General features: G+C 72.0%; 19 protein-coding genes and 1 pseudogene. 14 read left to right on the forward strand and 6 right to left on the reverse strand.

Going from position 1 to position 24,665, the window contains the following annotated elements; translation table 11 throughout:
- Nucleotides 1-215: 215 nt before the first annotated feature.
- Together ACZ3YO_RS20315 and ACZ3YO_RS20320 are read left to right on the forward strand one after the other, a co-directional pair.
- Complete coding sequence (locus ACZ3YO_RS20315; RefSeq protein WP_465571035.1) at nt 216-2,867, forward strand: transglycosylase domain-containing protein; 2,652 nt, start codon at nt 216-218, stop codon at nt 2,865-2,867.
- 176 nt (nt 2,868-3,043) lie between these two features.
- The gene (locus ACZ3YO_RS20320) at nt 3,044-4,642 is read left to right on the forward strand and encodes a glycosyltransferase family 87 protein (RefSeq protein ID WP_465571037.1); all 1,599 of its coding nucleotides are present in this window, start codon (nt 3,044-3,046) and stop codon (nt 4,640-4,642) included.
- Between the two features lie 14 nt (nt 4,643-4,656).
- Here the strand turns inward: ACZ3YO_RS20320 and ACZ3YO_RS20325 are convergent, their stop codons facing one another.
- From ACZ3YO_RS20325 to ACZ3YO_RS20335, 3 genes are all read right to left on the reverse strand, one after another.
- Nucleotides 4,657-5,691 carry an alanine racemase gene (locus tag ACZ3YO_RS20325; protein WP_465554883.1) on the reverse strand — a complete coding sequence of 345 codons (1,035 nt, stop codon included), beginning with the start codon at nt 5,689-5,691 and terminating at the stop codon, nt 4,657-4,659.
- A 46-nt stretch (nt 5,692-5,737) separates the two neighbouring features.
- Entirely contained in the window at nt 5,738-6,856 is a 1,119-nt protein-coding gene (locus tag ACZ3YO_RS20330; RefSeq protein WP_396324337.1) for a lipid II:glycine glycyltransferase FemX, read from the reverse strand.
- 218 nt (nt 6,857-7,074) lie between these two features.
- Complete coding sequence (locus ACZ3YO_RS20335) at nt 7,075-7,371, reverse strand: hypothetical protein (protein ID WP_465571041.1); 297 nt, start codon at nt 7,369-7,371, stop codon at nt 7,075-7,077.
- 299 nt (nt 7,372-7,670) lie between these two features.
- Between ACZ3YO_RS20335 and rpsF the strand changes: the two genes are divergently transcribed.
- From rpsF to rplI, 4 genes are all read left to right on the forward strand, one after another.
- Complete coding sequence (gene rpsF / locus ACZ3YO_RS20340) at nt 7,671-7,961, forward strand: 30S ribosomal protein S6 (RefSeq protein WP_148643846.1); 291 nt, start codon at nt 7,671-7,673, stop codon at nt 7,959-7,961.
- 96 nt (nt 7,962-8,057) lie between these two features.
- Nucleotides 8,058-8,663, forward strand: a complete 606-nt coding sequence (locus ACZ3YO_RS20345) for a single-stranded DNA-binding protein (protein ID WP_396324335.1) — start codon at nt 8,058-8,060, stop codon at nt 8,661-8,663.
- Between the two features lie 79 nt (nt 8,664-8,742).
- Complete coding sequence (gene rpsR, locus ACZ3YO_RS20350) at nt 8,743-8,979, forward strand: 30S ribosomal protein S18 (RefSeq protein ID WP_030304537.1); 237 nt, start codon at nt 8,743-8,745, stop codon at nt 8,977-8,979.
- A gap of 17 nt (nt 8,980-8,996) precedes the next feature.
- Nucleotides 8,997-9,443, forward strand: a complete 447-nt coding sequence (rplI, locus tag ACZ3YO_RS20355) for a 50S ribosomal protein L9 (protein ID WP_465554888.1) — start codon at nt 8,997-8,999, stop codon at nt 9,441-9,443.
- Nucleotides 9,444-9,540: 97 nt separating this feature from the next.
- On the opposite strand, the gene ACZ3YO_RS20360 is transcribed toward rplI, so the two are convergent.
- Nucleotides 9,541-10,869 carry an MATE family efflux transporter gene (locus ACZ3YO_RS20360; RefSeq protein WP_465571045.1) on the reverse strand — a complete coding sequence of 443 codons (1,329 nt, stop codon included), beginning with the start codon at nt 10,867-10,869 and terminating at the stop codon, nt 9,541-9,543.
- A gap of 597 nt (nt 10,870-11,466) precedes the next feature.
- Between ACZ3YO_RS20360 and dnaB the strand changes: the two genes are divergently transcribed.
- The 4 genes from dnaB to ACZ3YO_RS20380 all read left to right on the forward strand — a co-directional run bounded on the left by dnaB (nt 11,467) and on the right by ACZ3YO_RS20380 (nt 17,745).
- Nucleotides 11,467-12,957 (forward strand): replicative DNA helicase, encoded by a 1,491-nt coding sequence (gene dnaB / locus ACZ3YO_RS20365; RefSeq protein WP_465571427.1) that lies wholly within the window; start codon nt 11,467-11,469, stop codon nt 12,955-12,957.
- Between the two features lie 250 nt (nt 12,958-13,207).
- On the forward strand, nt 13,208-14,377 hold the full coding sequence (locus ACZ3YO_RS20370) for a serine hydrolase domain-containing protein (protein WP_465571048.1): 1,170 nt from the start codon (nt 13,208-13,210) through the stop codon (nt 14,375-14,377).
- Nucleotides 14,378-14,526: 149 nt separating this feature from the next.
- Nucleotides 14,527-16,203 (forward strand): hypothetical protein, encoded by a 1,677-nt coding sequence (locus tag ACZ3YO_RS20375; RefSeq protein ID WP_465571051.1) that lies wholly within the window; start codon nt 14,527-14,529, stop codon nt 16,201-16,203.
- 138 nt (nt 16,204-16,341) lie between these two features.
- Entirely contained in the window at nt 16,342-17,745 is a 1,404-nt protein-coding gene (locus tag ACZ3YO_RS20380; protein ID WP_465571053.1) for an acyltransferase family protein, read from the forward strand.
- A 139-nt stretch (nt 17,746-17,884) separates the two neighbouring features.
- Here ACZ3YO_RS20380 and manA read toward each other — a convergent pair whose 3' ends face one another.
- A complete protein-coding gene (gene manA, locus ACZ3YO_RS20385) occupies nt 17,885-19,084 on the reverse strand; it encodes a mannose-6-phosphate isomerase, class I (protein ID WP_465571056.1) in 1,200 nt (399 codons plus the stop codon).
- 315 nt (nt 19,085-19,399) lie between these two features.
- On the opposite strand from manA, the gene ACZ3YO_RS20390 reads away from it, so the two are divergent.
- From ACZ3YO_RS20390 to ACZ3YO_RS20405, 4 genes and pseudogenes are all read left to right on the forward strand, one after another.
- Nucleotides 19,400-20,161, forward strand: a complete 762-nt coding sequence (locus ACZ3YO_RS20390; RefSeq protein WP_465571059.1) for a polyprenol monophosphomannose synthase — start codon at nt 19,400-19,402, stop codon at nt 20,159-20,161.
- Between the two features lie 179 nt (nt 20,162-20,340).
- Nucleotides 20,341-21,306 (forward strand): MBL fold metallo-hydrolase, encoded by a 966-nt coding sequence (locus tag ACZ3YO_RS20395; protein ID WP_465571061.1) that lies wholly within the window; start codon nt 20,341-20,343, stop codon nt 21,304-21,306.
- Between the two features lie 44 nt (nt 21,307-21,350).
- Nucleotides 21,351-22,319, forward strand: a pseudogene (locus tag ACZ3YO_RS20400) (NTP transferase domain-containing protein).
- 5 nt (nt 22,320-22,324) lie between these two features.
- Complete coding sequence (locus tag ACZ3YO_RS20405; RefSeq protein WP_465571430.1) at nt 22,325-23,527, forward strand: molybdopterin molybdotransferase MoeA; 1,203 nt, start codon at nt 22,325-22,327, stop codon at nt 23,525-23,527.
- Between the two features lie 24 nt (nt 23,528-23,551).
- Here the strand turns inward: ACZ3YO_RS20405 and ACZ3YO_RS20410 are convergent, their stop codons facing one another.
- Nucleotides 23,552-24,541, reverse strand: coding sequence for a potassium channel family protein (locus ACZ3YO_RS20410; protein WP_465555196.1), 990 nt, complete (start codon nt 24,539-24,541; stop codon nt 23,552-23,554).
- Nucleotides 24,542-24,665: the final 124 nt, after the last annotated feature.

Here is a 24,665-nt window from a genome sequence, read left to right on the forward strand (position 1 = left end):
ATCACAAGGCGACGCGCGGGTGTGCTTGGCAACGGGCGTGTAATGATCTGCTGCCGTTTTGCGGGGATTGGCGCCTGATGCCCGATTAGTTGTATTTCTCGGCTGCGTACGCTGTCGCGTGTGCACGAGGACCACCTCCGGGGTTAGGGCGGTTACGGGCATCGGACGTGAACCCTGCCTTCAGGCTCGACCGCCTGGCGAGGAGTAGCTGGAACATGAGCGAACGACGGCGCAGGTCGCCCAACGGCGGGCAGCCTCCGGGCGACAGCGGTCGGCCGATGGGTGCCGGACAGGACGAGCTGGGCTCGGAAGGTCTCGGCCGGCGGCGCCCCCCGGGCGTCCGCGAGACCGCTCAGCAGCCCCGGATGACCCGCGCCGAGATGCGCAAGGCGGCCCAGAAGGGCGGCGGCAAGCGCGGCGGCGCCGAGAGCGCCGGCGCCGGTGCGGGCGGTGACCGGGGCGGCAAGCCCGGCAAGAAGCGGTTCATCGACTACCCGCGCTTCGGCAAGCAGGGCTTCCGTCGCTGGCTGCCGTCCTGGCGGCAGTGGCTCACGGCGTTCCTGGTCGTCTTCGCGGCCTGCGTCGGCACGGTCTTCTTCATCTACCAGAACACCACGATCCCGCCGTTGAAGGATCTGGTGAAGGACCAGAACAACATCTACTACTGGGCCGACGGCACGGAGATGACCCGCAAGGGTGAGACCAACCGTCAGATCGTCGAACTCGCCGACATCAGCCCCAACCTGCAGAACGCGGTCATCGCGGCGGAGAACTCGACCTTCCGCACCGACAGCGGCATCGACCCGATGGGCATGGCGCGCGCGGCCTACAACATGGCCAAGGGCGGCCAGACGCAGGGCGCCTCGACCATCACCCAGCAGTACGTGAAGAACGCGTACCTCAGCCAGGAGCAGACCCTCGACCGCAAGGTGAAGGAGTTCTTCATCACCCTGAAGGTCAATCAGGAGTACGAGAAGCCCGAGATCCTGAAGGGGTACCTGAACACCAGCTGGTTCGGCCGCGGAACCGGTGCGCAGGCCGCCGCCCAGGCGTACTACGGCGTCAACGCCAAGGACCTGGACCTCTGCCAGAGCGCGATGCTGGCCGGCCTGCTCAAGGGCGCCAACCTGTACGACCCGAGCATCAAGGGCAACCACGACCGCGCGGTGGAGCGGTGGAACTGGATCCTCACCCGGATGGTGGAGACGAAGAACACCACCCCCGAGGAGCGTGCCAAGTGCACGACCTTCCCCGAGCCGATCAAGAAGGTCCCGCCGACCAACATGAACGGCGAGATCAGCTACCTGGTCGACGTCGCCAACCGGTACGTCATGTCGAAGGACCCGAACATCAACGCGCAGGCGCTCGAAAAGGGCGGCTACAAGATCTACACCACCTTCGAGAAGGACAAGGTCGACGCCCTCAAGAAGGCCGTGGACGACGTCAAGGGCGAGACGCTCAACGTGCAGAAGCGCCCGGACAACGACAACTTCGTCCAGTTCGGTGCGGCCAGCATCCGCCCCGGTGACGGCGCGCTCGTCGCGATCTACGGCGGCGACGGCGTGGAGAACCAGCACTTCGACAACAACGCCGACGCCCAGGGCGTCCAGGTCGGCTCGACCTTCAAGCCCTTCGTGCTGGCCGCGGCGATGCAGGTCGGCGTGCAGACCGCGACCGAGAACGGCAAGCCGAAGCGGATCAACGCCGACAGCCGCTACCTGGCCGACGACCTGTCGGAGATCCGCAAGCCGGACGGCTCGCTGGTGATGGGCGACGACGGCAAGCCGTACCGGCAGAAGAACGAGGACAAGCGCAAGCCCGGCTACGTCTCGCTGCGACAGGCCATGCAGTGGTCGTACAACGTGCCGTTCGTCCAGCTCAACCAGGACGTCGGCGGCCAGAACGTGGCCAACATCGCCGAGGCGATGGGCGTGCGCAAGGAGAGCTTCGTCGACACGAAGACCGCGACCTTCCCGCTCGGCACCTCGGGCATCAGCCCGATCCGGATGGCCGACGCCTACTCAACCCTCGCGGCCAGCGGCAAGCAGACCGACCCCTACTCGGTGACCAAGGTCGAGTGGCAGGGCGCCGCCCGCCCCGGCTTCAACAAGCCGGAGGCGAAGCAGGCGCTGGAGCCGGTCGTCGCGGACAACGTCACCGACGTGCTGGTGAACGTGGCGAAGAACGGTACCGGTCAGAAGGCCAGCACGCTGGGCCGTCCGGTGGCCGGCAAGACCGGTACCACCGACGAGAACAAGTCGGCCTGGTGGGTCGGCTACACCCCGCAGCTGGCCACCAGCGTCGCGATGTGGCGCGAGGACCCGTCGGCGCACAACCGGCTCTCGCTCAACGGCACCGGCGGCAAGGAGTCCATCCACGGTGGTGACATCCCGACCGACATCTTCACCCGGTACATGAAGGTGGCGCTGGCCAACGAGAAGAAGATGGACTTCCCGGCGCCGCAGCCGGTCGGCAGCCAGGTCGACTCCTCCGGTGCCCCGAGCACGGCCTCGCCGACGACCTCGCCCTCGGCGACCGAGACCATGGCGACCACCGCTCCGGAGCCGGGTGCCCCGCAGCCGCCGGTACCGACCACGACCCAGGCCCCGTCCTGCGTTCCCGGTGTCGACTGCCCGGGCACGGTGCCCACGCCGCCGCCCGCGACCAAGACGAACCCGCCCGGTGGCGGTGGTGGCGGTGGTGGCGGTGGCGGCTCTTCGCCCACCTGCCTCATCCCGGGGCTGTGCGGCTCGAGCCAGCCGGCACCGTCTTCGTCCTCGGCCAGCCCCTCCGGTTCCAAGACGAACAAGCCGAGCCAGTCGTCCAGCGCGACGCCTGGCGGCGGCCCGCAGGGGGCGGCACCCTGACGCGCCGGGTAACGCTCGGCCGGGACGTTCCGAACGGCGCCGAGCAGCGCTGAACGGCGGTGGCGGTCCTCTCCGGAGGGCCGCCACCGCCGTTTCGTCACGATTGGCCCGATCGGGCCGAAGCCGCTCAGGGGGCCTCCTCGTCCAGCCGGGGGAGGTGCGGCAGGATGTCCGGCATGACGTCGAGCGATCCTGACGAATCCGTCGGCCAGATCGGGCCCATCGAGGCCGCCGGGGCGGCTCCGGCAGCGCCCGGCCCGGTCTCCGCCGCCGCGGCCGCGCCCCCGGCCAACACCGTGGTCGTCCCGGCGGACGAGGATCCGGTCGCCGCGGCCGGCAGCGAGGTGATCGGCGGCCCGCCCGGCCGGCGCGCCCTGCTCGGGGTCTCCTGGTGGATCCCGGCGCGCTTCCTGGCGCTGGTGGTGATCGCGGTCTCGGTGCTGGGCATGGCGCAGAAGCTGCCCTGCTACAACGGCGCCTGGTTCCAGCCGGGGTCGCCGCAGTACATCCACGCCTGCTACAGCGACATCCCGCACCTGTTCGGCGGCCGCGGCTTCGCGGCCGGGCTGCACCCGTACGTGGACCGGATCCCGGGCACCTCGGGCGATCTGCAGTTCCTCGAATACCCGGTGCTGACCGGCCTGTTCATGCAGGTCGCGGCCTGGCTGACGCCCGGCGGCGGCACCCAGCAGGCCCAGGAGCAGTGGTTCTGGGCGATCAACGCGGGCCTGCTGATGGCCTGCGCGGTGGTCGCCGTGGTCGCCGTCTCCCGGACCCACCGGCGCCGCCCCTGGGACGCCCTGCTGTTCGCGCTCGCGCCCGGCCTGCTGCTCAACTCCACCGTCAACTGGGACCTCCTGGCGGTCGCGCTGGCCGCCCTCGCACTGGCTTGGTGGGCCGGCTCGCGCCCGGTCTGGGCCGGGGTCTTCATCGGCCTGGCCACCGCGGCCAAGCTCTATCCGCTGCTGCTGCTCGGGCCGCTGCTGATGCTCTGCTGGCGGGCGGGGAAGTGGCGCGAGTTCCGGGCCCTGCTGGGCGGGGCGGTCGGCGCCTGGCTGCTGGTGAACCTGCCGATCATGCTGGCCAACTGGCAGGGCTGGTCGACCTTCTACGTCTTCAGCAAGCACCGCAAGGAGGACTACGGCTCCTTCTGGCTGATCCTGATGCAGAGCCGGGGCGTGGGGCTGGCGGACCTCGACCTCTACATCGGGGTGCTGATGGTGCTCTGCTGCCTGGGGATAGGGTGGCTCGCCCTCTCGGCGCCCCGCCGCCCGCGCGTCGCACAGCTGGCCTTCCTGGTGGTGGCCGCGTTCGTCCTGGTCAACAAGGTGTACTCGCCGCAGTACGTGCTCTGGCTGATCCCGCTCGCGGTGCTGGCCCGGCCGCGCTGGCGGGACTTCCTGATCTGGCAGGCCTGCGAGGTGATCTACACCCTGGGCATCTGGTCCCACCTGGGCTTCGTCACCGGGCCCAAGCAGCACGGGATCGGCGAGTCCTGGTACCACTTCGCGATCGCGCTGCACCTGGTCGGCACGCTCTACCTGGTCGGGATGGTGATCCGCGACGTGCTGCTGCCGGACCGCGACCCGGTGCGCTGGGACGGCAGCGACGACCCGTCCGGCGGGGTGCTCGACCAGGCCCCGGACGTCTTCGTGCTCGGCACCGCCCGGCAGCTCCACGAGGAGGCGAGCTACGCCGGATACGCGCCGGCCGGCCCGGAGCAGTGGCTCGACGAGCCGTACACCCCGGAACCGGCCGAGACCACCAGGCCGTAGCGGCCGAGCGGGTCCTAGCGGTCCACCACGCGGTCGAAGTGCGTGGTGGTGTGCCGGACCTGCAGGGTCAGCTCGTCGCCGACCGCCGGCGGCTTGGTCTCGTTGTCCAGCAGGAGCAGCGAGACCTGCATGTGCGGCGGCTCGGCGAACCAGAGCTGCTTGCCGGCCCAGTTGAACGGCGACTTGGTCTTGTTGACCGTCGCCAGGCCGGCCCGGGCGATCCCCTTGGCCCGCGAGGACATGCCCTGCACGTACTTGGGCGCCTCCAGCCCGATGCCGTGCGCGGTGCCGCCGGCGACCACCAGCAGGTGGCCGTCGGTCGGTGCCGGGTGCTGGCGGTAGCCGTAGCGGTCGCCCTTCGCCACCGGGGTGACGTCCAGCACCGTCGCCCGGACCTCCAGCGCGCCGTGGTCGCCGAGCCAGAGCCGGGTGCCGATCCGGGCCCGGAAGACGGTGTCCGGGTAGCGCCGGCCCAGCTCCTCCATGCCCGCCGCGCCGAGGTGGCTGACGAAGACGGTGTGCACCGGCACCCCGGCGGCCCGGGCGGTGTCCACCCAGTAGGCGACCTCGTCCACGGGGGAGGAGCCGTCCGGCCGGTCCATCGGCAGGTGCAGCGCCAGGCCCTCGAAGGAGACGCCGTCCAGCTCGGCGGCGACCACCGGCAGGTCGGCCGCGCTCACGCCGTGCCGGCGCATGGTGGTCATGCACTCCAGCACCACCCGGGAGCCGCGCAGCGCACGCAGCCCGTCCAGGCTCGCCACCGTCCGGATCACCCGGGCGTGCGGCAGCGGCAGCACCTCCTCGCCGACCCGGTACGGGGTGAGGACCAGCAGCTCGCCGCCGTACCAGTCGGCCGCGTCGGCCGCCTCGTACGCGGTGCCGACGGCCAGCACACCGGTGCCGAGGAGGGTCGCCTCCTCGGCCAGCCGGTGGTTGCCCAGGCCGTAGCCGTTGCCCTTCGCCACCGGCACCAGGCCGGGGAACTCGGCCAGGACGGAGCGCTGGTGGGTGCGCCAGCGTTCGGTGTCGAGGTAGAGCGACAGCGTCATCGGGTCATCTCCCAGGGGGTGTTGGGCACGGCGGGGCGCAGGCTGCTCAGCGGCGCGACATGTAGAGGTCGAGCGCCTTGTGCAGCAGCTTGTTGAGCGGGAAGTCCCACTCGCCGAGGTACTCGGCGGCCTGGCCGCCGGTGCCGACCTTGAACTGGATCAGGCCGAACAGGTGGTCGTCTTCGTCCAGGGTGTCGCTGATGCCGCGCAGGTCGTACACGCCGCCGCCGAGCGCGTACGAGTCGCGCATCATCCGCCACTGGATCGCGTTGGAGGGCTTGACCTCGCGCTTGTGGTTGGCCGAGGCGCCGTAGGAGTACCAGACGTGCTCGCCGACCACCAGCATCGTGGTCGCGGCCAGCGGCTCGCCCTCGTGGTAGGCGATGTAGAGCCGCATGCGGTTCGGGTCCTCGGCGGTGAGCGCCTTCCACATCCGCTGGAAGTAGGCCAGCGGACGCGGGGTGAAGCGGTCGCGCTCGGCGGTCACCAGGTACAGCTGGTGGAAGATCGGCAGCTCGTCGTAGCCGCCCTGGACCACCTCGACGCCGCTCTTCTCGGCCTTCTTGATGTTGCGGCGCCAGAGCTGGTTGAAGCCCTTCTGGATGTCGTCCAGCGAGCGGTTGGCCAGCGGCACCTGGAAGACGTAGCGCGGCTGGACGTCGCCGAAGCCGGCGCCGCCGTCCTCGCCCTGCAGCCAGCCGGCCTTGCGCAGCCGGTCGGCCACCTCGAAGGCGCGCGGCTCGTACCAGTCGGCCTCGATGTCGCGCAGGCGCTTGGCCTGCTTGCCGGCGATGGCCTCCTTGATGGTCGGCGCGTTCCAGCGGCGGATGACCACCGGCGGGCCCATCTTCACGGAGAACGCGCCCTGCGACTTCAGGTGCGCCAGCATCGGGGAGAGCCAGCGGTCGAGGTCGCGGTCGAACCAGTCGATGACCGGTCCCTCGGGCAGGTACGCCAGGTAGCGCTTGACCTTCGGCAGCTGGCGGTAGAGCACCAGGCCGGCGCCGACGATCTGGTTGGAGTCGTCGATCCAGCCGATCGACTCCGAGCGCCATTCGGCCTTCACATCCCCCCAGGACGGCACCTGCATGTGGCTCGCCGAGGCGCGGCTCCTGATGAAGGCGAGGTGCTCCTCGCGGGTGATCGTCCTCAGGCGCAGGCTCATGCTCGGTGCTCCTCGTCGGTCGGGCTCGGTGGGGGCCCCAGGTTCTCGGGGGTGACTTTATCGCCCGGGGCCCGCTCGGCTGCGGGCGCGGCGGCGCCCCCGTCGGGTACCTGTCTCCATCAGGTAGGTACGCGACGGGGGCGCCGAGGGTTCCTTGTGGGGCGGACGGGGCCGTTTCTGTCGGGCGGGTCGGGCCGGTGGACCGGCCGGTGGGAGGGTCAGCCCAGGAATCCGCCGCGGGCGATACCCAGGTAGAGGCCCCACGCGGAGGCGACGACGGTGATCATGAGGACGAAGCGCTCGGCCGTGGTGACGGAGACGAACTGCCCCCAGAGGCCGGTGACGACGCCGAAGAGTCCGGTCCACGAGCTCACTGCGTGGAGGCCGTGGAAGAACGAGGTCGTGAAGGCCAGCACGCCCAGCAGGGCCGTGATGCCGACCAGGGTGTTCTCGCGGGGGTGCCGGTGGCCGTCGGTGTTCAGGGTGAGCGGGAGCCCGTGGATGGTCAGGGCCATGAGTCCTACCTCCTGGCGAGGAGACGAACGAGCAGGAAACCCGTTCCGTCCAGATTGCGGCGGTTGGGTGGGGATCACAACCCCTATGCGTTTTGTTCGTCCGTCCGAGTGCAGGTAGGCTGTGCCGTCTGCACTGGTGTAGTTGTGCCCCCTTGCGCCCTCTTCCGGGTCGGCGGGGCTCGACTGTCGGACCCGGCCGCTACGGTGGCCGGTGTCGTCACTACTCCGGTGCCGACGCTGCACAACCCTCCTGCCACGGAGAGACCGTGGCCGCTGAGTCCAAAGGAGGTGGGTTACTCATGCGTCACTACGAGCTGATGGTCATCCTCGACCCCTCGGTTGAGGAGCGCGCTGTCGCCCCCCTGATCGAGAACTTCCTCACCGTCGTCCGCAACGGCGGCGGCAAGGTGGAGAAGGTCGACACCTGGGGCCGTCGCCGTCTGGCTTACGAGATCAACAAGCAGTCCGAGGGCATCTACTCGGTCATCGACCTCAAGGCCACGCCTGAGGTCGTCAAGGAGCTCGACCGCCAGCTGGGCCTGAGCGAGTCGGTTCTGCGGACCAAGGTCCTGCGCCCGGACACCCACTGAGCCACCTCTGAGGCCCTCGGGCCTCGGGTAGCTCGCGTCCGCTGTTTCACGTGAAACAGCGGTGAACGGAACTCTTCCGGAGAGGTCATCACCACCATGGCAGGCGAGACCGTCATCACCCTCGTCGGCAATCTCGTCGACGACCCCGAGCTGCGCTTCACCCCGTCGGGTGCGGCGGTCGCGAAGTTCCGCATCGCGTCCACCCCCCGCACCTTCGACCGTCAGACGAACGAGTGGAAGGACGGCGAGAGCCTCTTCCTCACGTGCAACGTCTGGCGGCAGCCGGCGGAGAACGTGGCCGAGTCGCTGCAGCGCGGCATGCGCGTCATCGTGCAGGGCCGACTGCGCCAGCGGTCTTACGAGACCAAGGAAGGCGAGAAGCGGACGGTCTTCGAGGTCGAGGTCGACGAGGTGGGCCCGAGCCTGCGTTCGGCGACCGCGAAGGTCACCCGGGCCAACCGGTCCGGCGCTCCCGGTGGCGGCGGCTTCGGCGGCGGCCAGCAGGGCGGCGGCCAGGGCGGCGGTAACTGGGGCGGCGGTGGCGGCCAGCAGGGCGGCGGCTGGGGTGGAAACTCCGGCGGCGGCCAGTCCGGCCCGTCCGACGACCCGTGGGCGTCCAGCGCTCCCTCTGGTGGCAACCAGGGCGGCGGCAGCTGGGGCGCCCCGTCCGGTGGCGGCTTCTCGGAAGAGCCCCCGTTCTAAGAGCTGACAGATTTCGTGCGGCCCGGCGGCCGGCGTCGTGAGACGCCTGCCGGGCCGTGAACCCCAAATGGAGCACACAATGGCGAAGCCGCCTGCTCGCAAGCCGAAGAAGAAGGTTTGCGTCTTCTGCAAGGACAAGGTCAACTACGTTGACTACAAGGACACGAACCTGCTGCGGAAGTTCATCTCCGACCGTGGCAAGATCCGTGCCCGCCGGGTCACCGGCAACTGCACCCAGCACCAGCGTGACGTCGCCACGGCCGTGAAGAACAGCCGTGAGATGGCGCTGCTGCCCTACACCAGCACCGCGCGCTAAGAGAGGGTGACCAAGTAATGAAGATCATCCTCACGCACGAGGTGCCGGGTCTCGGCTCCGCCGGCGAGGTCGTCGAGGTCAAGGACGGCTACGGCCGCAACTTCCTGGTCCCGCGTGGCTTCGCCATCCGCTGGACCAAGGGTGGCCAGAAGGACGTCGACGCCATCCGTCGCGCCCGCAAGATCCACGAGATCCAGACCCTCGACGCCGCCAACGAGGTCAAGGGCAAGCTGGAGGGCGTCCAGGTCAAGCTGGCCGTCCGTTCGGGTGAGGCCGGCCGTCTGTTCGGCTCGGTCACCCAGGCCGACGTCGTCGAGGCCATCAAGGCCGCCGGCGGTCCGGCTGTGGACAAGCGCGCCGTCGCGATCGCCTCGCCGATCAAGACCGTGGGCACCCACAAGGTCTCGGTCAAGCTGCACGCCGACGTCCAGGCCAACCTCGACGTCGCCGTCGTCGCTGCCTGAGCTCCGTAGCAGTGGCCTGAGGGCCGGTCTCCCCTTCCGGGGGAGGCCGGCCCTCGGTCGTTCCCGCCGCGCGCCGGGGCTCCGGACGCTCCCGGTGTCAGGCCCGCACCGCGCCGGTGACCAGCCACTTGCCGCCGCGGGCCCGCCAGGCCAGGAAGCCGCCGCGGACCAGCATGAACAGGTTCATCGCCCACCAGAGCCCGGCCAGCCCCGCGCCGGTGGCCGGGACGGCGAAGGCCACCGGGGCGAAGACGGCCAGCGTGGCCAGCATCGCCCAGGCCAGATAGGTGCCGTCCCCGGCGCCCATCAGCACCCCGTCCAGCACGAAGACCAGGCCGGCGACCGGCTGGCAGAGCGCGAGCAGCAGCAGGACGGTGTTCAGCTGTGCCTGCACCGCCGGGTCCGGGGTGAACAGCGGCACGTACAGCGGCCGGGCGGCCACCACCAGCAGGCCGAGCACCAGGCCGGAGCCGACGCCCCACTCGATCATCCGACGGGTGGCCGCCTTGGCCCCGGGGGCGTCCTCGGCGCCCAGGTACCGGCCGATGATGGCCTGGCCCGCGATGGCGATGGCGTCCAGTGCGAAGGCGATGAAGAGGAACACCGTCATGGCGATCTGGTGCGCCGCGATCTCGTCGTCCCCGAGCCCCGCGGCCACCGCGGTGGCGATCATCAGGATGGCGCGCAGGCTCAGCGTGCGGACCATCAGCGGCCCGCCGGCCCGGGCACAGGCGCGGATGCCGGCCGCGTCCGGCCGCAGCGAGGCACGCTCCCGGCGGGCCCCGCGCACCACCACGACCAGGTAGGCGGCGGCCATCCCGGTCTGGGCCAGGACCGTGCCCCAGGCCGAGCCGGCCACGCCGAGCCCGGCGCCGTAGACCAGGCCGGCGTTCAGGGCGACGTTGGCGGCGAAGCCGGCGATGGCGACCAGGAGCGGCGTCCGGGTGTCCTGGAGCCCGCGCAGCACGCCGGTGGCGGCCATCACCATGAGGATCGCCGGGATGCCGAGCGCGCTGATCCGCAGATACGTCACGGCGTATGGCGCGGCGGTGGCCGAGGCGCCCAGGACGTCGGCGACCCAGGGCGCCAGCAGCAGGGTGAGGACGACCACGCCGGCCGAGAGTGCCAGGGCGAGCCAGATGCCGTCGATGCCCTGCTGGACGGCGGCCCGGCGGTCGCCGGCCCCGATCCGGCGGGCGACCGCGGCGGTGGTGGCGTAGGCGAGGAAGACGAAGACCCCGGTGGCGGTGGTGAGCGCGGCCGAGGCGACGCCGACACCGGCCAGCTGCGAGGTGCCGAGGTGGCCCACGATGGCCGAGTCGGCCATCAGGAACAGCGGCTCGGCGACCAGGGCGCCGAAGGCCGGGACGGCGAGGGCGAGGATCTCCCGGTCGTGCCGGCGGCGGTCGGTGGTGGGGGCGGTCATGCGGTCAAGGCTACTCATCCACAGGTAATGAGTACCAGCCAGTTTGAGGTGTTACTCGAAATCCTGAGCGACGGCTCCGGCGTGGGATGTGTCCACGGCCACGCGGCTGTGTGTGAAGTATTTCTCATGCACAGCCCCGGGAAGAGGTAGTTGCAGGTCAGCTGGTTGACGGTGGATCGATGGTCGGGTTATCCACAGAGCTTTCCACAGGGGCGTCCACAGGTTTGCGGCACTTCTCCACAGCCTCGGGCCGCTCGTCCACACCCCCTGTGGATAACCACCTTGGCTGAAGCCCTCCCGGCGCCTTAGCGTGGGCTCTCCGTCCGACACTCCCACCCGCCACCGGCGTCCGATTTGTCGGTGCGGTGGCGTAGAAATGCGGTGGCGCAGTACCAGGAGCGCGGCTCCGCTCCACCCAGCCACCGGCAAGGCCCGCTCCAACTCGCACCACTCGCTGATCGGGGAACACGCGTGACCGGCCCCCAGTACGACGACCACGACGCCCCGCCGCCGGAGGACGACTGGCCCACCGCCGACGACCCCTTTCCCGCCGGAGCCTTCGCCGACGCGCCGTTCCCGGAGGGCCCGGGCGACCGGCTGCCGGTCTCGCGCGGGCGCGGCGGCAACGGTCAGGGCTCGGGCGGCGGGTTCCAGAAGGGCGGCCAGGGCGGGGGCTTCCAGAAGGGCGGCAAGGGCTCCGGAGGCTCCCAGCGCGACGGCAAGTGGCGCCAGGGCGAGGACGACCGCTCCGAGGGCGTCGACGGCTTCGAGCGGGTCCCCCCGCAGGACCTCGCCGCCGAGCAGTCCGTCCTCGGCGGCATGCTGCTCTCCAAGGACGCCATCGCCGACGTCGTCGAGGTGCTCAAGCCGGCCGACTACTACCGGCCCGCCCACGAGCTGATCCACGGCGCGATCCTCGACCTCTACGCCCGCGGCGAGCCGGCCGACCCGATCACGGTGGCCGGTGAGCTGACCAAACGCGGCGAGCTCACCCGCGTCGGCGGCCCCGGCTACCTGCACACCCTGGTCAACTCCGTCCCGACCGCCGCCAACGCCGAGTACTACGCCGAGATCGTCCACGAGCGCGCGGTGCTGCGCCGGCTGGTCGAGGCCGGCACCCGGATCGCCGGCATGGGCTACGCGGCCGAGGGCGACGTCGACGAGATCGTCAACGCGGCCCAGGCGGAGATCTACGCCGTCACCGAGCAGCGCACCAACGAGGACTACGCACCGCTCGCCGACATCATGGAGGGCGCCCTCGACGAGATCGAGGCGATCGGCTCCCGCAACGGCCAGATGTCCGGCGTCCCGACCGGCTTCGCCGACTTCGACCAGCTGACCAACGGCCTGCACCCCGGCCAGATGATCGTCATCGCCGCCCGACCGGCCATGGGCAAGTCCACGCTGGCGCTGGACTTCGCGCGCGCCTGCTCGATCCACAACAAGCTGCCGAGCGTGATCTTCTCGCTCGAAATGGGGCGCAACGAGATCGCCATGCGTCTGCTCTCCGCCGAGGCCCGGGTGGCGCTGCACCACATGCGCTCCGGGAACATGACGGACGACGACTGGACGCGGGTCGCCCGCCGGATGCCGGACGTCAGCGAGGCGCCGCTGTTCATCGACGACTCGCCGAACCTGTCGATGATGGAGATCCGCGCCAAGTGCCGCCGGCTCAAGCAGCGCAACGACATCAAGCTGATCGTCATCGACTACCTCCAGCTGATGCAGTCCGGCGGCTCCCGCCGGGCCGAGAACCGTCAGCAGGAGGTCTCCGACATGTCGCGAAACCTGAAGCTGCTGGCCAAGGAGCTGGAGGTGCCGGTGATCGCGCTCTCCCAGCTGAACCGTGGTCCCGAACAGCGAACCGACAAGCGGCCGATGGTCTCCGACCTGCGTGAGTCCGGCTCGATCGAGCAGGACGCCGACATGGTCATCCTGCTCCACCGTGAGGACGCCTACGAGAAGGAGTCCCCGCGCGCGGGCGAGGCCGACCTGATCGTCGCCAAGCACCGAAACGGTCCGACGGCCACGATCACCGTGGCCTTCCAGGGCCACTACTCGCGGTTCGTCGACATGACGAGGGACTGACCGGGACGACGGGCCGGCCGAGGGGCTGACCGGGGCGAGGGCCGGGGCAAACGGGCCGGGACGATGGGCCGGGCCGACGGGCCCGGCCGAGGCCGCCGCGGCCGGCGAGCCGGCCCTGCCTACAGCTGGGTGGGTGGTGGGATCACCACCTGCGCCCGGGGGGTAGCCGGATCGTCCGGGCCGGTGCATCCGGACATGCTGGGGACGCCACATACCGCTGGTTTCCCCACCATTCCGTAGGAGTTGGCTCGTGCGTGAGCAGACATGGCAACGGCTTCGTTCCTCCCGCCGGCAGCCGGGCGGCCGGCGCAGAGCGGTCCGGGCCGCGGCCGCGGTGGCCGTGGGCGTCATGACGGCGGGTGTCCTGATGCCGCCCGCGGCGTCCGCCGCCGCCCGGCCGGACACCGTCCAGCAGGGCCTGAGCGCGCTGGTGCGGCCCGATGGTCCGCCCGCCGCCCTGGCGAGCGTCAGGACCCGTGAGGGCCGTACCCGTAGCTACACCGCAGGGGTGGGCGACGTGGCCACCGGCTCGAAGGTGCCCACGGACGGGCAGGTGCGGATCGGGAGCAACACCAAGACGTTCACCGCCGTGGTCGTGCTGCAACTGGTCGGCGAGGGGAGGATCGGGCTCGATGCCACCGTCGACACCTATCTGCCCGGCCTCGTCCGCGGGGAGGGGATCGACGGGAGCCGCATCACCGTCCGTCAGCTCCTCCAGCACACCAGCGGACTCCCCAACTACAGCGACTACCTCGGCGACGAGGTCCGGTACTTCGAGCCCCGCGAGCTCCTCGGCACCGCACTCCGGCACAAGGCCGACTTCGATCCCGGGAAGGGCTGGAAGTACAGCAACACGAACTACGTGCTGGCCGGCCTGATCGTCGAGGAGGTCACCAGGCGGCCCCTCGCGGAGGAGATCGACCGGCGCATCATCAGGCACCTCGGGCTGCGCCACACCTACTTCCCCGCGCCCGGTGACGCGACGATCCGCGAACCCCATCCCAAGGGCTACGACCGGGAATCAGCGGGCGCGCCCCTGCGCGACGTCACGGAGACGGACCCCTCCTGGGGCTGGGCGGCAGGTCAGCTGATCTCCACCGACTCCGACCTCAACCGGTTCTTCGGCGCGCTCCTGGGCGGCGATCTGCTCGCGGACGCCCAGCTCGCCGAGATGCGCACCACCGTCCCCGCCGAGAGCACCTTCGGCCCCGGCGCCCGCTACGGACTGGGGCTGGTGAGCAAGCCGCTGCCGTGCGACGACGGCGTCTACTGGGGCCACGGCGGCAGCTTCCCGGGGTACGAGACCCGGGGCGGCGCCACCGACGACGGCCGCGCCGCCAACATCGCGGTGACCACCCAGCTGACCGCCGAGGCCCGGGCGCGTGTCGACAAGGTGGTGGAGACCGCCCTGTGCCGCTGAGCCGCAGCTCTCGGGGGCGGCGAGGGGGAGCCGGGACCCCCTTTGAGGTCCTTCACGCGGCAGGGAAATCGGCTTTCTTCCGTACCCGGGCCCTCTGTACTCTGTGCGAGCCTTATTTGATGATCATTCAATAATTCTTGGGGGGTACGGTGCCTCGTCACCGTCATATCGTCATCGCGGCCGCCGTGGCGGCCGGCGTCGCCGTCGTTCCGGGCCTGGCCCAGGCGGCCGACTCGCCCGCTCCCGCCACCGGCGTCCACGGCGCGAGCACCACGCCGGTGAACAAGGTCTCCAGCCCGGCGTTCACCACCGCCAGCAGCCCGGTCGGGTCCACGGTCAAGCAGCTGCGCAAGGCCGCGCCGAACGCGCAGAACGCGCCCGGTGCGCAGGAGGGCGCGGCCGCCCCGGCCGCCAACCCGAACCTGGGGACCGGCGTGACCGTGACGGGCACCAGCGCCTACGGCGTCAGCCTGACCGCCGACGTGGTCAGCGACCCCGTTGCGGTCACCGTCATGATCTCCTGGGGCGACGGCACCGCGACCGAGCTCTACACCACCGGCACCAGCAAGGTCGAGCGCACGCACACCTACGCGAAGCTCGGTGTGTACGACGTGAAGGTGAACCTCTACACCGTCGACGCCACCGCGTCCAACGGCGTCACCATCGCGACCCCCGGCTCGGCCTACACCCCGTACGGCCCGACCCGTCTGCTGGACACCCGTGACGGTACCGGCGCGCCCGCCGCCAAGGTGGGGAACGACCAGCTGGTCCGGGTGAAGATCGCCGGCAACGGCGGGATCCCGGCCGGGGTCACCGCGGTGGCGCTCAACGTCACGGTCACCGAGCCGGGCGGCGCCGGCCACATCATCGCCTACCCGGACGGCGCCACCCGGCCGACCACCTCGAACGTCAACTACACCGAGGGCCAGACCGTCCCCAATCTGGTCATCGTCCCGGTCGGTGCCGACGGCTACGTCGACCTGTACAACCGCGGTACGGCCCCGGTGCACCTGATCGCCGACGTCGCGGGCTACTTCAGCCACACCGCGGCCGCGGGCTACACCGGGGTCTCCCCCACCCGCCTCGTCGACACCCGGGAGGGCCTCGGCACCGCCCGCGGCCAGGTCGCCGGCTGGACGTCGTTCCCGGTGCAGGTCCGGGGCGCCGCCGGGGTCCCGGCCGGGGCCAAGGCCGTGGCGCTCAACGTCACCGTGACCGACCCGCAGACCGACGGTCACCTGACCGTCTACCCGGGCGCCCAGTCGGCACCGACCGCGTCCAACCTGAACTTCCGCGCCGGCCAGACCATCGCCAACTCGGTGATCGTGCCGATCGGCGCGGACGGCCGGATCCAGGTGCTCAACGCCGCGCCGGGCTCGTCCGACGTGATCGTGGACGTGGTCGGCTACTACGGCGACGACAGCAAGAGCGCCTACCTGCCGGTCCTCCCGACCCGTCTGCTGGACACCCGCGAGGACTCCTGGGGCGCCGGCCCGCTGCCCGGGCAGAACTACATCTACATGCCGCTGTCGGACGGGCTCCCGCAGTTCACCGGCTTCGTGCTCAACAGCACGGTGACCAACACCAAGGACGCGGGCCACCTGACGGTCTTCCCGGACCCGAACACCGTGGCCCAGTACGACGACGGCACGGCGATCCTGCCCGTCAAGCCGAACACCTCCACGCTGAACTGGAAGGCCGGGGACACCGTGCCCAACCTGGTCCAGGCGAACCCCGGTGCCAACGGCATCGTCGACTTCTGGAACGCCAGCGGCGGTGACATCGACCTGGTCGTGGACATGTTCGGGGTCTACCAGAACAACTGATCGCGACGCGGGTCCCGTGGAGCCCCCCGGGGCGGCCGTCCGACGGTCGCTCCGGGGGGCTTCGCCGTGCACGGGCCGGGCGGCGGGGCCGGTGCTCCGGGAACGATGGGTTCCGGTGGATGAGCTACTGTCCTCGCCGTGACACAAATACGACTGCGGCTTCCCGGTAGAGCCGGGGGAACTACGCGAGGGGCGGCGGCCGTAGGAGCCGGGGCCCGGCTGGGGTGGCTGGACGCGCTGCGCGGACTGGCCGCCCTGGTGGTCGCGTTGCACCACTTCGGCATCCTCGAGATGCTGCCGTTCGGCGGCGCGATCTGGTGGCACTTCGACCTGGGACTGTACGGCGTGATGCTGTTCTTCCTGGTCAGCGGTTACATCATCCCGGCCTCACTGGAACGCCGGGGTGACGTCCGGGCGTTCTGGGTGGGGCGCCTGTTCCGCATCTACCCGGCACTGATCGCCACCTTCACGGTCTCGATCATGATGCTGCCCAAGGGTGACGGATCGGTGGCGCTGTTCCGCACCGGCCACAACCTCATCTCGCTGGTCGCCAACGCGACGATGCTCCAGGACATGCTGAACGTGGTCAACGGCATGGGCGTGACCTGGACCCTCACCTACGAGATGATCTTCTACTTCCTCGTCACCGGCCTGTTCACCCTCGGCTGGCACCGGCGCAGCAGCAGCTTCGCCGTCGGCTTCGCCGCCGTGGCGCTGGTGTTCGGCGGTTCGCTCGCCACCGGCACGATCGCCCACGACCTGGGTTCGACCCGCAACCTGGTCCTGGCGGCGGCCCTGATCGTGCTGATGGGCTTCGCCTGCATGCTCAGCGGCAACCCGGTGCTGACCCGTACCGGCGCGGTGCTGGTGGCCTCGCTCGGGGTGGTGCTGCTGCTCAACAACAGCCGGGCGCCGGTCTTCGAGACCCTGCTGATCTTCGCCACGATGTTCGCCGGCACGGTGCTCTACCGGGCCGAGCACGGCCAGATCGACCGCATGCAGGCGTGGCTCTGCTGCGGGTTCGTGGTGGTCGCGGGGGTGGCGATCGGCTGGATGTACAACCGCAACGGCGTCGAGCAGAACACCTGGAACTCGGGCTGGATCGCCTGGTCGACGTCGTACACCGGGGCCTGGGCCACCTTCCTCGGTGCGATGGCGCTGCGCAAGCGGCGGTTCCCGAAGGTGCTGACCTGGCTGGGCGCGGTCAGCTTCTCGCTGTACCTGATGCACGTGCCGCTGCTGCACACCATCGCCCCGCTGCTGGCGCACCCGGCTCCGACCACGACGGGTGCGAAGACCCTGTGGGTGGCGGAGTACCTGGCCATCGCGCTGGCCGCCGCCTACCTGATGTACCGGCTGGTGGAGCTGCCGTTCCAGAAGCTGGGGCGCAAGGTGCTGAAGGCGGTCGAGCGGCGGTTCCCCGGCGGGCCTCCGGCCGCACCGGAGGGCGCCGCCCGCCCGGCGGCGGTACCGGCGGCCGCCGAGCCCGTCCGGGTGCCGGCCGAGGTCGGTGCCGGAGCGGGCGGGCCCGGCGCGAGCTGACTCCCGGCGCGTGAACGAAAGCGGGCGGCCGACAGCGTGACAACGCTGTCGGCCGCCCGCTTTCCGTTCCCTGGAGCAGCCCCCGGAGCAGCCGTGGAACATCCGGGGGAGTGCCGGGGGAGTGCCGGGGGAGTGGCCGTCAGAGTGCGACGGTGGCGCGGAAGACGGTGGCGTCCACGCCGTCCAGCCTGGTGCCGGTGCCGGTCGCGGGGAGGAAGACGGACTCGCCGCGGGCGAGGTCCAGCGTGGTGCCGTCGGCGGCGGTGAGCCGGGCGGTGCCGGCGGTGCAGAGCAGGATCTGCGGGGCGTGGCCGTCGATCTCGCGCTCCCGGCCGTCCAGGGTGAAGCGGGAGAGCCGGAACTCGTCGATCGGGACGGGGTAGAGCTCCTCGCCGGGGGTGCCGTCGACCGCGGTCGGGACGAGCAGGTCCGGGGCGCCGGGGGTGAATTCGACCACCTTGAGCAGCTCGGGCACGTCGATGTGCTTGGGGGTGAGCCCGGCCCGCAGCACGTTGTCGGAGTTGGCCTGCAGCTCGACGCAGACGCCGTGCAGGTAGGCGTGCGGGACGCCGGCGCCGAGGTAGAGGGCCTGGCCGGCGCGGAGCCGGATGGCGTTGAGCAGCAGCCCGGCGATCAGGCCGCGGTCGCCGGGGAAGCCGTGGGTGATCCGGGTGTACAGCGCGTACGGGCCGTCGGGGTCGCCGGCGGCGGCCTTGTCGACCGCCTCGGCGGTGTCCCGGACGGCGGCGGCGGCGGTGGCCTCGTCCATGGTGAGGACGGCGGCCAGGGTGGTGCGCAGGGCCTCGGACTCGTCCTCGTCGGCCAGCAGGGCGATCAGCGGGGAGAGCGCCGGCACCTGGAGCCCGGCCATCAGGGCGGCCGCCTCGGCGGGCGGGCGGAAGCCGCAGAGGCCGTCGAAATCGCCGAGCGCGCAGATGAGTTCGGGCTTGTGGTTGGCGTCGCGGTAGCTGCGGTGCGGGGCGTCCAGCGGGATGCCGAGGGCGTTCTCCGCGGCGTACCCGGCCCGGGCCTGGCCGAGGGTCGGGTGGGCCTGGATCGAGAGCGGAATGCCGGCGGCCAGGACCTTGAGCAGGAACGGCAGAGCGGGGCCGAACCGGGCCACGGCGGCGGCGCCGAGCTCCCCCTCGGGGTCGGCGGCGATCAGCTCGTCCAGGGGGCGCGGTCCGTCACCGCGGTCGGCACGGGAGGGTGCGCCGGGGTGGGCGCCCATCCAGAGCTCGGCCTGCGGTTCGCCGGTGGGTTCCTGCCCGAGCAGCTCGGGGAGTGCGGTGACCGACCCCCAGGCGTACGGGCGGACAGTGTTGACGAGCCTGTCCATGCGCGCGGTCCTGCTCCTCTGCTGCAGTGGCTGGTGTGCCGGATCGCCGGTTCGCCGGAGGCGGGCCCGGCGTGCGGGCGGTCCGGGCAAAGGCTGGGCATCGACACTAGCCGACCGGTGCCGTCACCGGGGAAACGGCCGGGGCGGGCGGGGAGTGCCGTAGCCGTACCGGCGGTCCGAGGGCGCGGTAGTAGGATGCCAGGACGCAGTGGTTTCCACAGTGGGGACCGGTCGGCGGGGCGCCGACGGGGACTGCGTTCCAGAGTGCGGGCAACGGTGACTGGCACTTCCCGCCACCGGCCGAGAGGTTTGTACGTGACCGTGAACCAGCAGAGTTTTGCTGATCTCGGCAGGGTGCTGGTGATCATTCCGACGTTCAACGAGGCGGAGAACGTCGAGCGGATCGTCGGCCGGGTCCGCGTTGCGGTGCCCGAGGCACACGTCCTGGTCGCCGACGACAACAGCCCCGACGGCACCGGTGAGCTGGCCGACAAGCTGGCCGCCGAGGACCGGAACGTCCACGTCATGCACCGTCTGGGCAAGGAAGGCCTGGGCGCCGCCTACCTGGCCGGGTTCGCCTGGGGCATCGAGCACGGCTACGACGTCCTGGTCGAGATGGACGCGGACGGCTCGCACCAGCCCGAGGAGCTGGACCGGCTGCTGGGCGCGCTGCGCGGCGCCGACCTGGTGCTCGGCTCGCGCTGGGTGCCGGGCGGCCGGGTGGTGAACTGGCCGAAGTCGCGGTTGCTGCTCTCGCGCGGCGGGTCGACGTACTCGCGGCTGATGCTGAACGTGCCGATCCGGGACGTCACCGGCGGTTACCGGGCGTTCCGCAAGGAGACGCTGCTCGGCCTGGGCATGGACGAGGTGGCCTCGGCCGGGTACTGCTTCCAGGTCGACCTGGCGTGGCGGACGGTGAAGGCCGGCTTCAAGGTGGCCGAGGTGCCGATCACCTTCGTCGAGCGCGAGCTGGGCGCCTCCAAGATGAGCCGCCACATCGTGATCGAGGCGCTCTGGCGGGTCACCGCCTGGGGGGTCTCCGACCGGATCGCCAAGCTCACCGGCCGCAAGGGCTGACGCGGCCGCGAGGGCCGAGGAGCTCGCCGCCCGACCGCGGGGACGCGAGCCCGCCCTGCGGTGGCGGACACGACCGGGAAGGCGCGCCCCGCCGGGCGCGCCTTCCCGGCATTCGGCGGGTGGTACTCCCATGCTGTAGGGCGCAGGAAGTCCGACCGCCGAACCAGAGGGAGCAGCCAGTGACGTCGTCCCCGCCCGAGGACAGCGCCGGCGCGGAGCGCGCGGACGCCGTGGCCGGCGCCGGCGCCCGGGCGAACGCGGCCGGGGAGGCGCCGGCGGCCCGTCCGCTGGAGATCGCCGTCTTCACCGGCCCGGAATCGGCCTTCTTCGCCACCTCCACCCTGATCCTCGGCGAACGCACCGCGATCCTGGTCGACGCCCAGCTCACCCGCAGCGCCGGCCGTGAGCTGGCCGAATGGGTGGCGGGCAAGGGCCGCCGGCTGCTGGCCATCGTCATCACCCACCAGCACCCCGACCACTACTTCGGCGCCGAGGAAGTGCTCAGGCTCTTCCCGGACGCGCAGCTGCTCGCCGCCCCGCCGGTGGTGGACGGCATCCTGCGGACCGCCGCCGCGAAGGTCGCCCAGTGGAAGCCCGTGTACGGGGACGACATCCCCGATCACCCGCTGGTGCCCGCCCCGCTGCTGCCCCAGCCGCTGATGGTCGACCGCCAGGTGATCCCGGTGCTGCTGTTCGGCCAGGGGGACTGCGGGGACTCCACCGTGGTGCACGTGCCCAGCATCGGCACCGTGATCGCCGGGGACTTCGTCTACAACGGCACCCACGTCTGGACCGCCGACACCACCCCGGCAGAGCGCACCGCCTGGGGCCGCAACCTCGGCCGGATCGCCGAGCTCGGCGCCGAGCGGGTGATCGCCGGCCACCGGGCACCCGACCAGGGCGACGAGGCGGCCCGGGTGCTCGCCTTCACCGGCGAGTACCTCCAGGACTTCGACCGGCTGCTGGCCGAGCACCCGGCCGACCCGGAGGCGCTGGCCACCGCGATGAACGAGCGGTACGGGGAGCTGACCCTGCCGGCCATTCTGCAGCTGAGCGCCGCCGCCAACACCGCTCGCCACCGGCACGCGGACGAGGACGACGGGATCGTCGACGCCGAGATCGTCGAGGACGAGCCCGAGGACTGAACCGGACGGGCCGACCCGCGGCGCCCGCGGCGGATACTGGCGGCATGACGCCGTACGACGTGATCGTGCCGGCCGGGGGCGCCGCCCGTCGGCTCGGCGGAGTGGACAAGCCCGGCCTCACCGTCGGCGAGACGACCCTGCTCGACCGCGTGCTCACCGCCTGCGCCGGCGCCCGGACCACCGTGGTGGTCGGCCCGGCCCGGCCCACCACCCGCACCGGCGTCCGCCGGACCCGCGAGCAGCCGCCCGGCGGCGGGCCGGTGGCGGCCGTCGCGGCCGGCCTCGCCGAGGTCACGGCCGGGACGGTGCTGCTGCTCGCGGCCGACCTGCCGTTCCTGGACGAGCGGACCGTCCACCGGCTCGTCACCGCCCTCGCCGAGGCGGACCGGGGCATCGAGGCCGCCGTCCTGGTCGACGCCGCCGGCCGCGACCAGCCGCTCGCCGCCGCCTACCGCACCGCCGCCCTGCGCACCGCGCTGGCCGCCCTCGGCGACCCGGCCGGCCTCCCGCTGCGCCTCCTGACCGGCGGTCTGCGGACGTTGCGGCTGGCCGACACCGACGACGTCACGTACGACTGCGACACCTGGGAGGACCTGGAGCGCGCCCGTGAGCGCGAGGGGTCCGGGGGCCCGTGAGTCAGTGCTCACCCGCTGCCTCACGGGCCCCGGGCCCCCGCGTGAGGGAATCGACGCGCGGCGCTCACCGGGCAAACACCTCGGCGAAACCGGTGATCAGGCAGCATGGGGCCCATGGAGCGCACGCTGGATGACTGGATCGCCGAGGTCGGGACCGAGCTGGGGATCGACCTGGACGTCGACGTCCACGGACTTCTCGACCTCGCCCGGGTGGTCGCGCACGGGGTGGCCCGGCCCGCCGCGCCGCTGACCGCCTTCCTGGTCGGCTACGCCGCCGCGCAGCGGGGCGGCGGCCCGGAGGCGGTCGCCGAGGCGTCCCGGCGGACGGCCGCGCTGGCCGAGCGCTGGGTGGCGGCCGCGGGACCGGAGCAGCCGTGAGCACCATCGAGGAGGCACTCGTGCTCGGCCGCAGCCCCGCCGGTCCGCCGACGCTCACCTGGGCGCAGGCCCGGGAGACCGCCCGCCGGGCCGGGCTGCACCCGCTGCCGCCCGAGCGACTGGACCTGGCCGACGCGCTCGGCCGCACCCTCGCCGAGCCGCTCGCCGCGCTCACCGACCTGCCCGCCTTCGACACCTCGGCGATGGACGGCTGGGCCGTCTCCGGGCCCGGCCCCTGGCGGGTCGCCGGCCGGCTGCTGGCCGGGGAGCAGGCCGTGGAGCCGCTGGCCGACGGCGCCGCCGTCGAGATCGCCACCGGTGCCCAACTGCCCCCCGGCGCCACCGCCGTGCTCCGGCGCGAGCACGGCGAGCGGGACGGGGCGCTGCTGCACGACCGGACCCCGGGCTCGCTGACCACCGGGCAGGACGTCCGACCGCGCGGCCAGGAGTGCCGCCGGGGAGAGGCGCTGCTCGCCGCCGGAACGCCGGTCGGCCCGTCCGTCCTGGGCCTGGCCGCGGCCTGCGGCCACGACCGCCTCGCCGTCCGGCGCCGCCCGGTGGTCGAACTCCTCGTCCTGGGCGACGAACTGCTCGGCTCCGGACTCCCGCGGCCCGGCCTGGTCCGGGACGCGCTCGGCCCGCTGCTGCCGCCGTGGCTGCGCGCGGCCGGCGCCGAGGTGGGCGCGGTGCGCGCCGTCCGGGACGACTTCGGGCTGCTCCGGGACGCCGTCCGGCACTCCACCGCCGACGTGGTGGTCACCACCGGGGGGACGGCCGCCGGGCCGGTCGACTTCCTGCACCGGGCGCTCGCCGAGGCCGGCGCCCGGCTGCTGGTGGACGGGGTCGCCGTCCGCCCCGGCCATCCGATGCTGCTCGCCGAGCTCCCGGGCGGCCGCCACCTGGTGGGCCTGCCCGGCAACCCGCTCGCCGCGGTGGCCGGAACGGTCACGCTGGCCCTGCCGCTGCTGCACGCCCGCGGCGGCCGGTCGACGGGCGAGCCGGTGCTCGCACCCGCCGCCGTCGACCTGCCCGGCCACCCGGCGGACACCCGGCTGCTGCCGGTCCGCCGGACGCTGCGCGGGGTCGTCCCGTTGGCCTTCGACGGCCCGGCGATGCTGCGCGGACTGGCCCGTGCCGAGGCGCTCGCCGTGGTGCCGCCCGGCGGGGTGGCGGCCGGTGGAGCACTGGAGCTGCTGGACACCCCCTGACCGCCGTGCGCCCGGCTCCCGGTCTCAGCCGGCGCGCGTGACGGCCGGCCTGATGGTGATGACCCGGTCGGTGAGCTGGAGGGTGGCGGCCTCGGGATCGGTGTAGTTGAGCACCCGCCGGCCGCGCACCACCGCGACGACGAGGTCCGTGCACTCGCGCGGGCTGTGCCCGGCCTCGGCCCGGGTGACCGGTCGCTCGTGCATGTCGAGGCCGGTGCCGTAGGTGAGGAGGTCCTCCATCACCGCGCCGGTGGTCGGGCTGAGCATCGACATGCCGAGCAGCCGGCCCGCCGAGCTGGAGCTGGTGACCACGACGTCGGCCCCGCTCTGCCGCAGCAGCGGGGCGTTCTCGTCCTCGCGGACGGCGGCGACCACGGTGGCGGCCTTGTTGAGCTGGCGCGCGGTCAGGGTGATCAGGACGGCGGTGTCGTCGCGTTCGGGGGCGACGACCACCCGGGAGGCGCGGGGGAGTTCGGCGCGCAGCAGGGTGTCGGTGCGGGTGGCGTCGCCGACCACGCCGACCAGGCCGTCGAGGGTGGCCTGCTCGATCACCTTGCGCTGCGGGTCGACGACCACGATCTCGTCCCGGCGGACGCCCTGGCCGAGCAGGGTGTCGACGGCGCTGCGGCCCTTGGTGCCGTAGCCGATCACGACGGTGTGTTCCCTCACTGCGGACCTCCAGCGTCCGATCCGCCACTGCCGGCGGGTGCGTTCGGTGAGCACTTCGAGCGTGGTGCCGACCAGGATGATCAGGAAGAGCACACGCAGCGGGGTGATCACGAAGATGTTGGTGAGCCGGGCGCTGTCGCTGAACGGCGTGATGTCCCCGTACCCGGTGGTGGAGAGCGTCACGGTGGCGTAGTACGCCGCGTCGAGGAAGCTCAGGCCTCCGCCGGCGTTGTCGTTGTACCCGGCGCGGTCCAGCCAGACGATCACGGTGGTGGCCACCAGCACGGCGAGCGCCAGCAGCAGACGTCCGGACACCTGGCGCATCGGCGCCCGCGGCTTCCGCATCGGGAGGATGACCCGGTCGCCGGCCTCGACGTCGGACTCCGCCCGGCCGGTGCGGCGTCCCGACAGGCGGTGCCGGAGGCCGGTCTCGTGTGGCCCGGAGGGCTGCTCACCGTTCGTCACCCAC

Source organism: Kitasatospora sp. NPDC022785 (assembly GCF_055561295.1).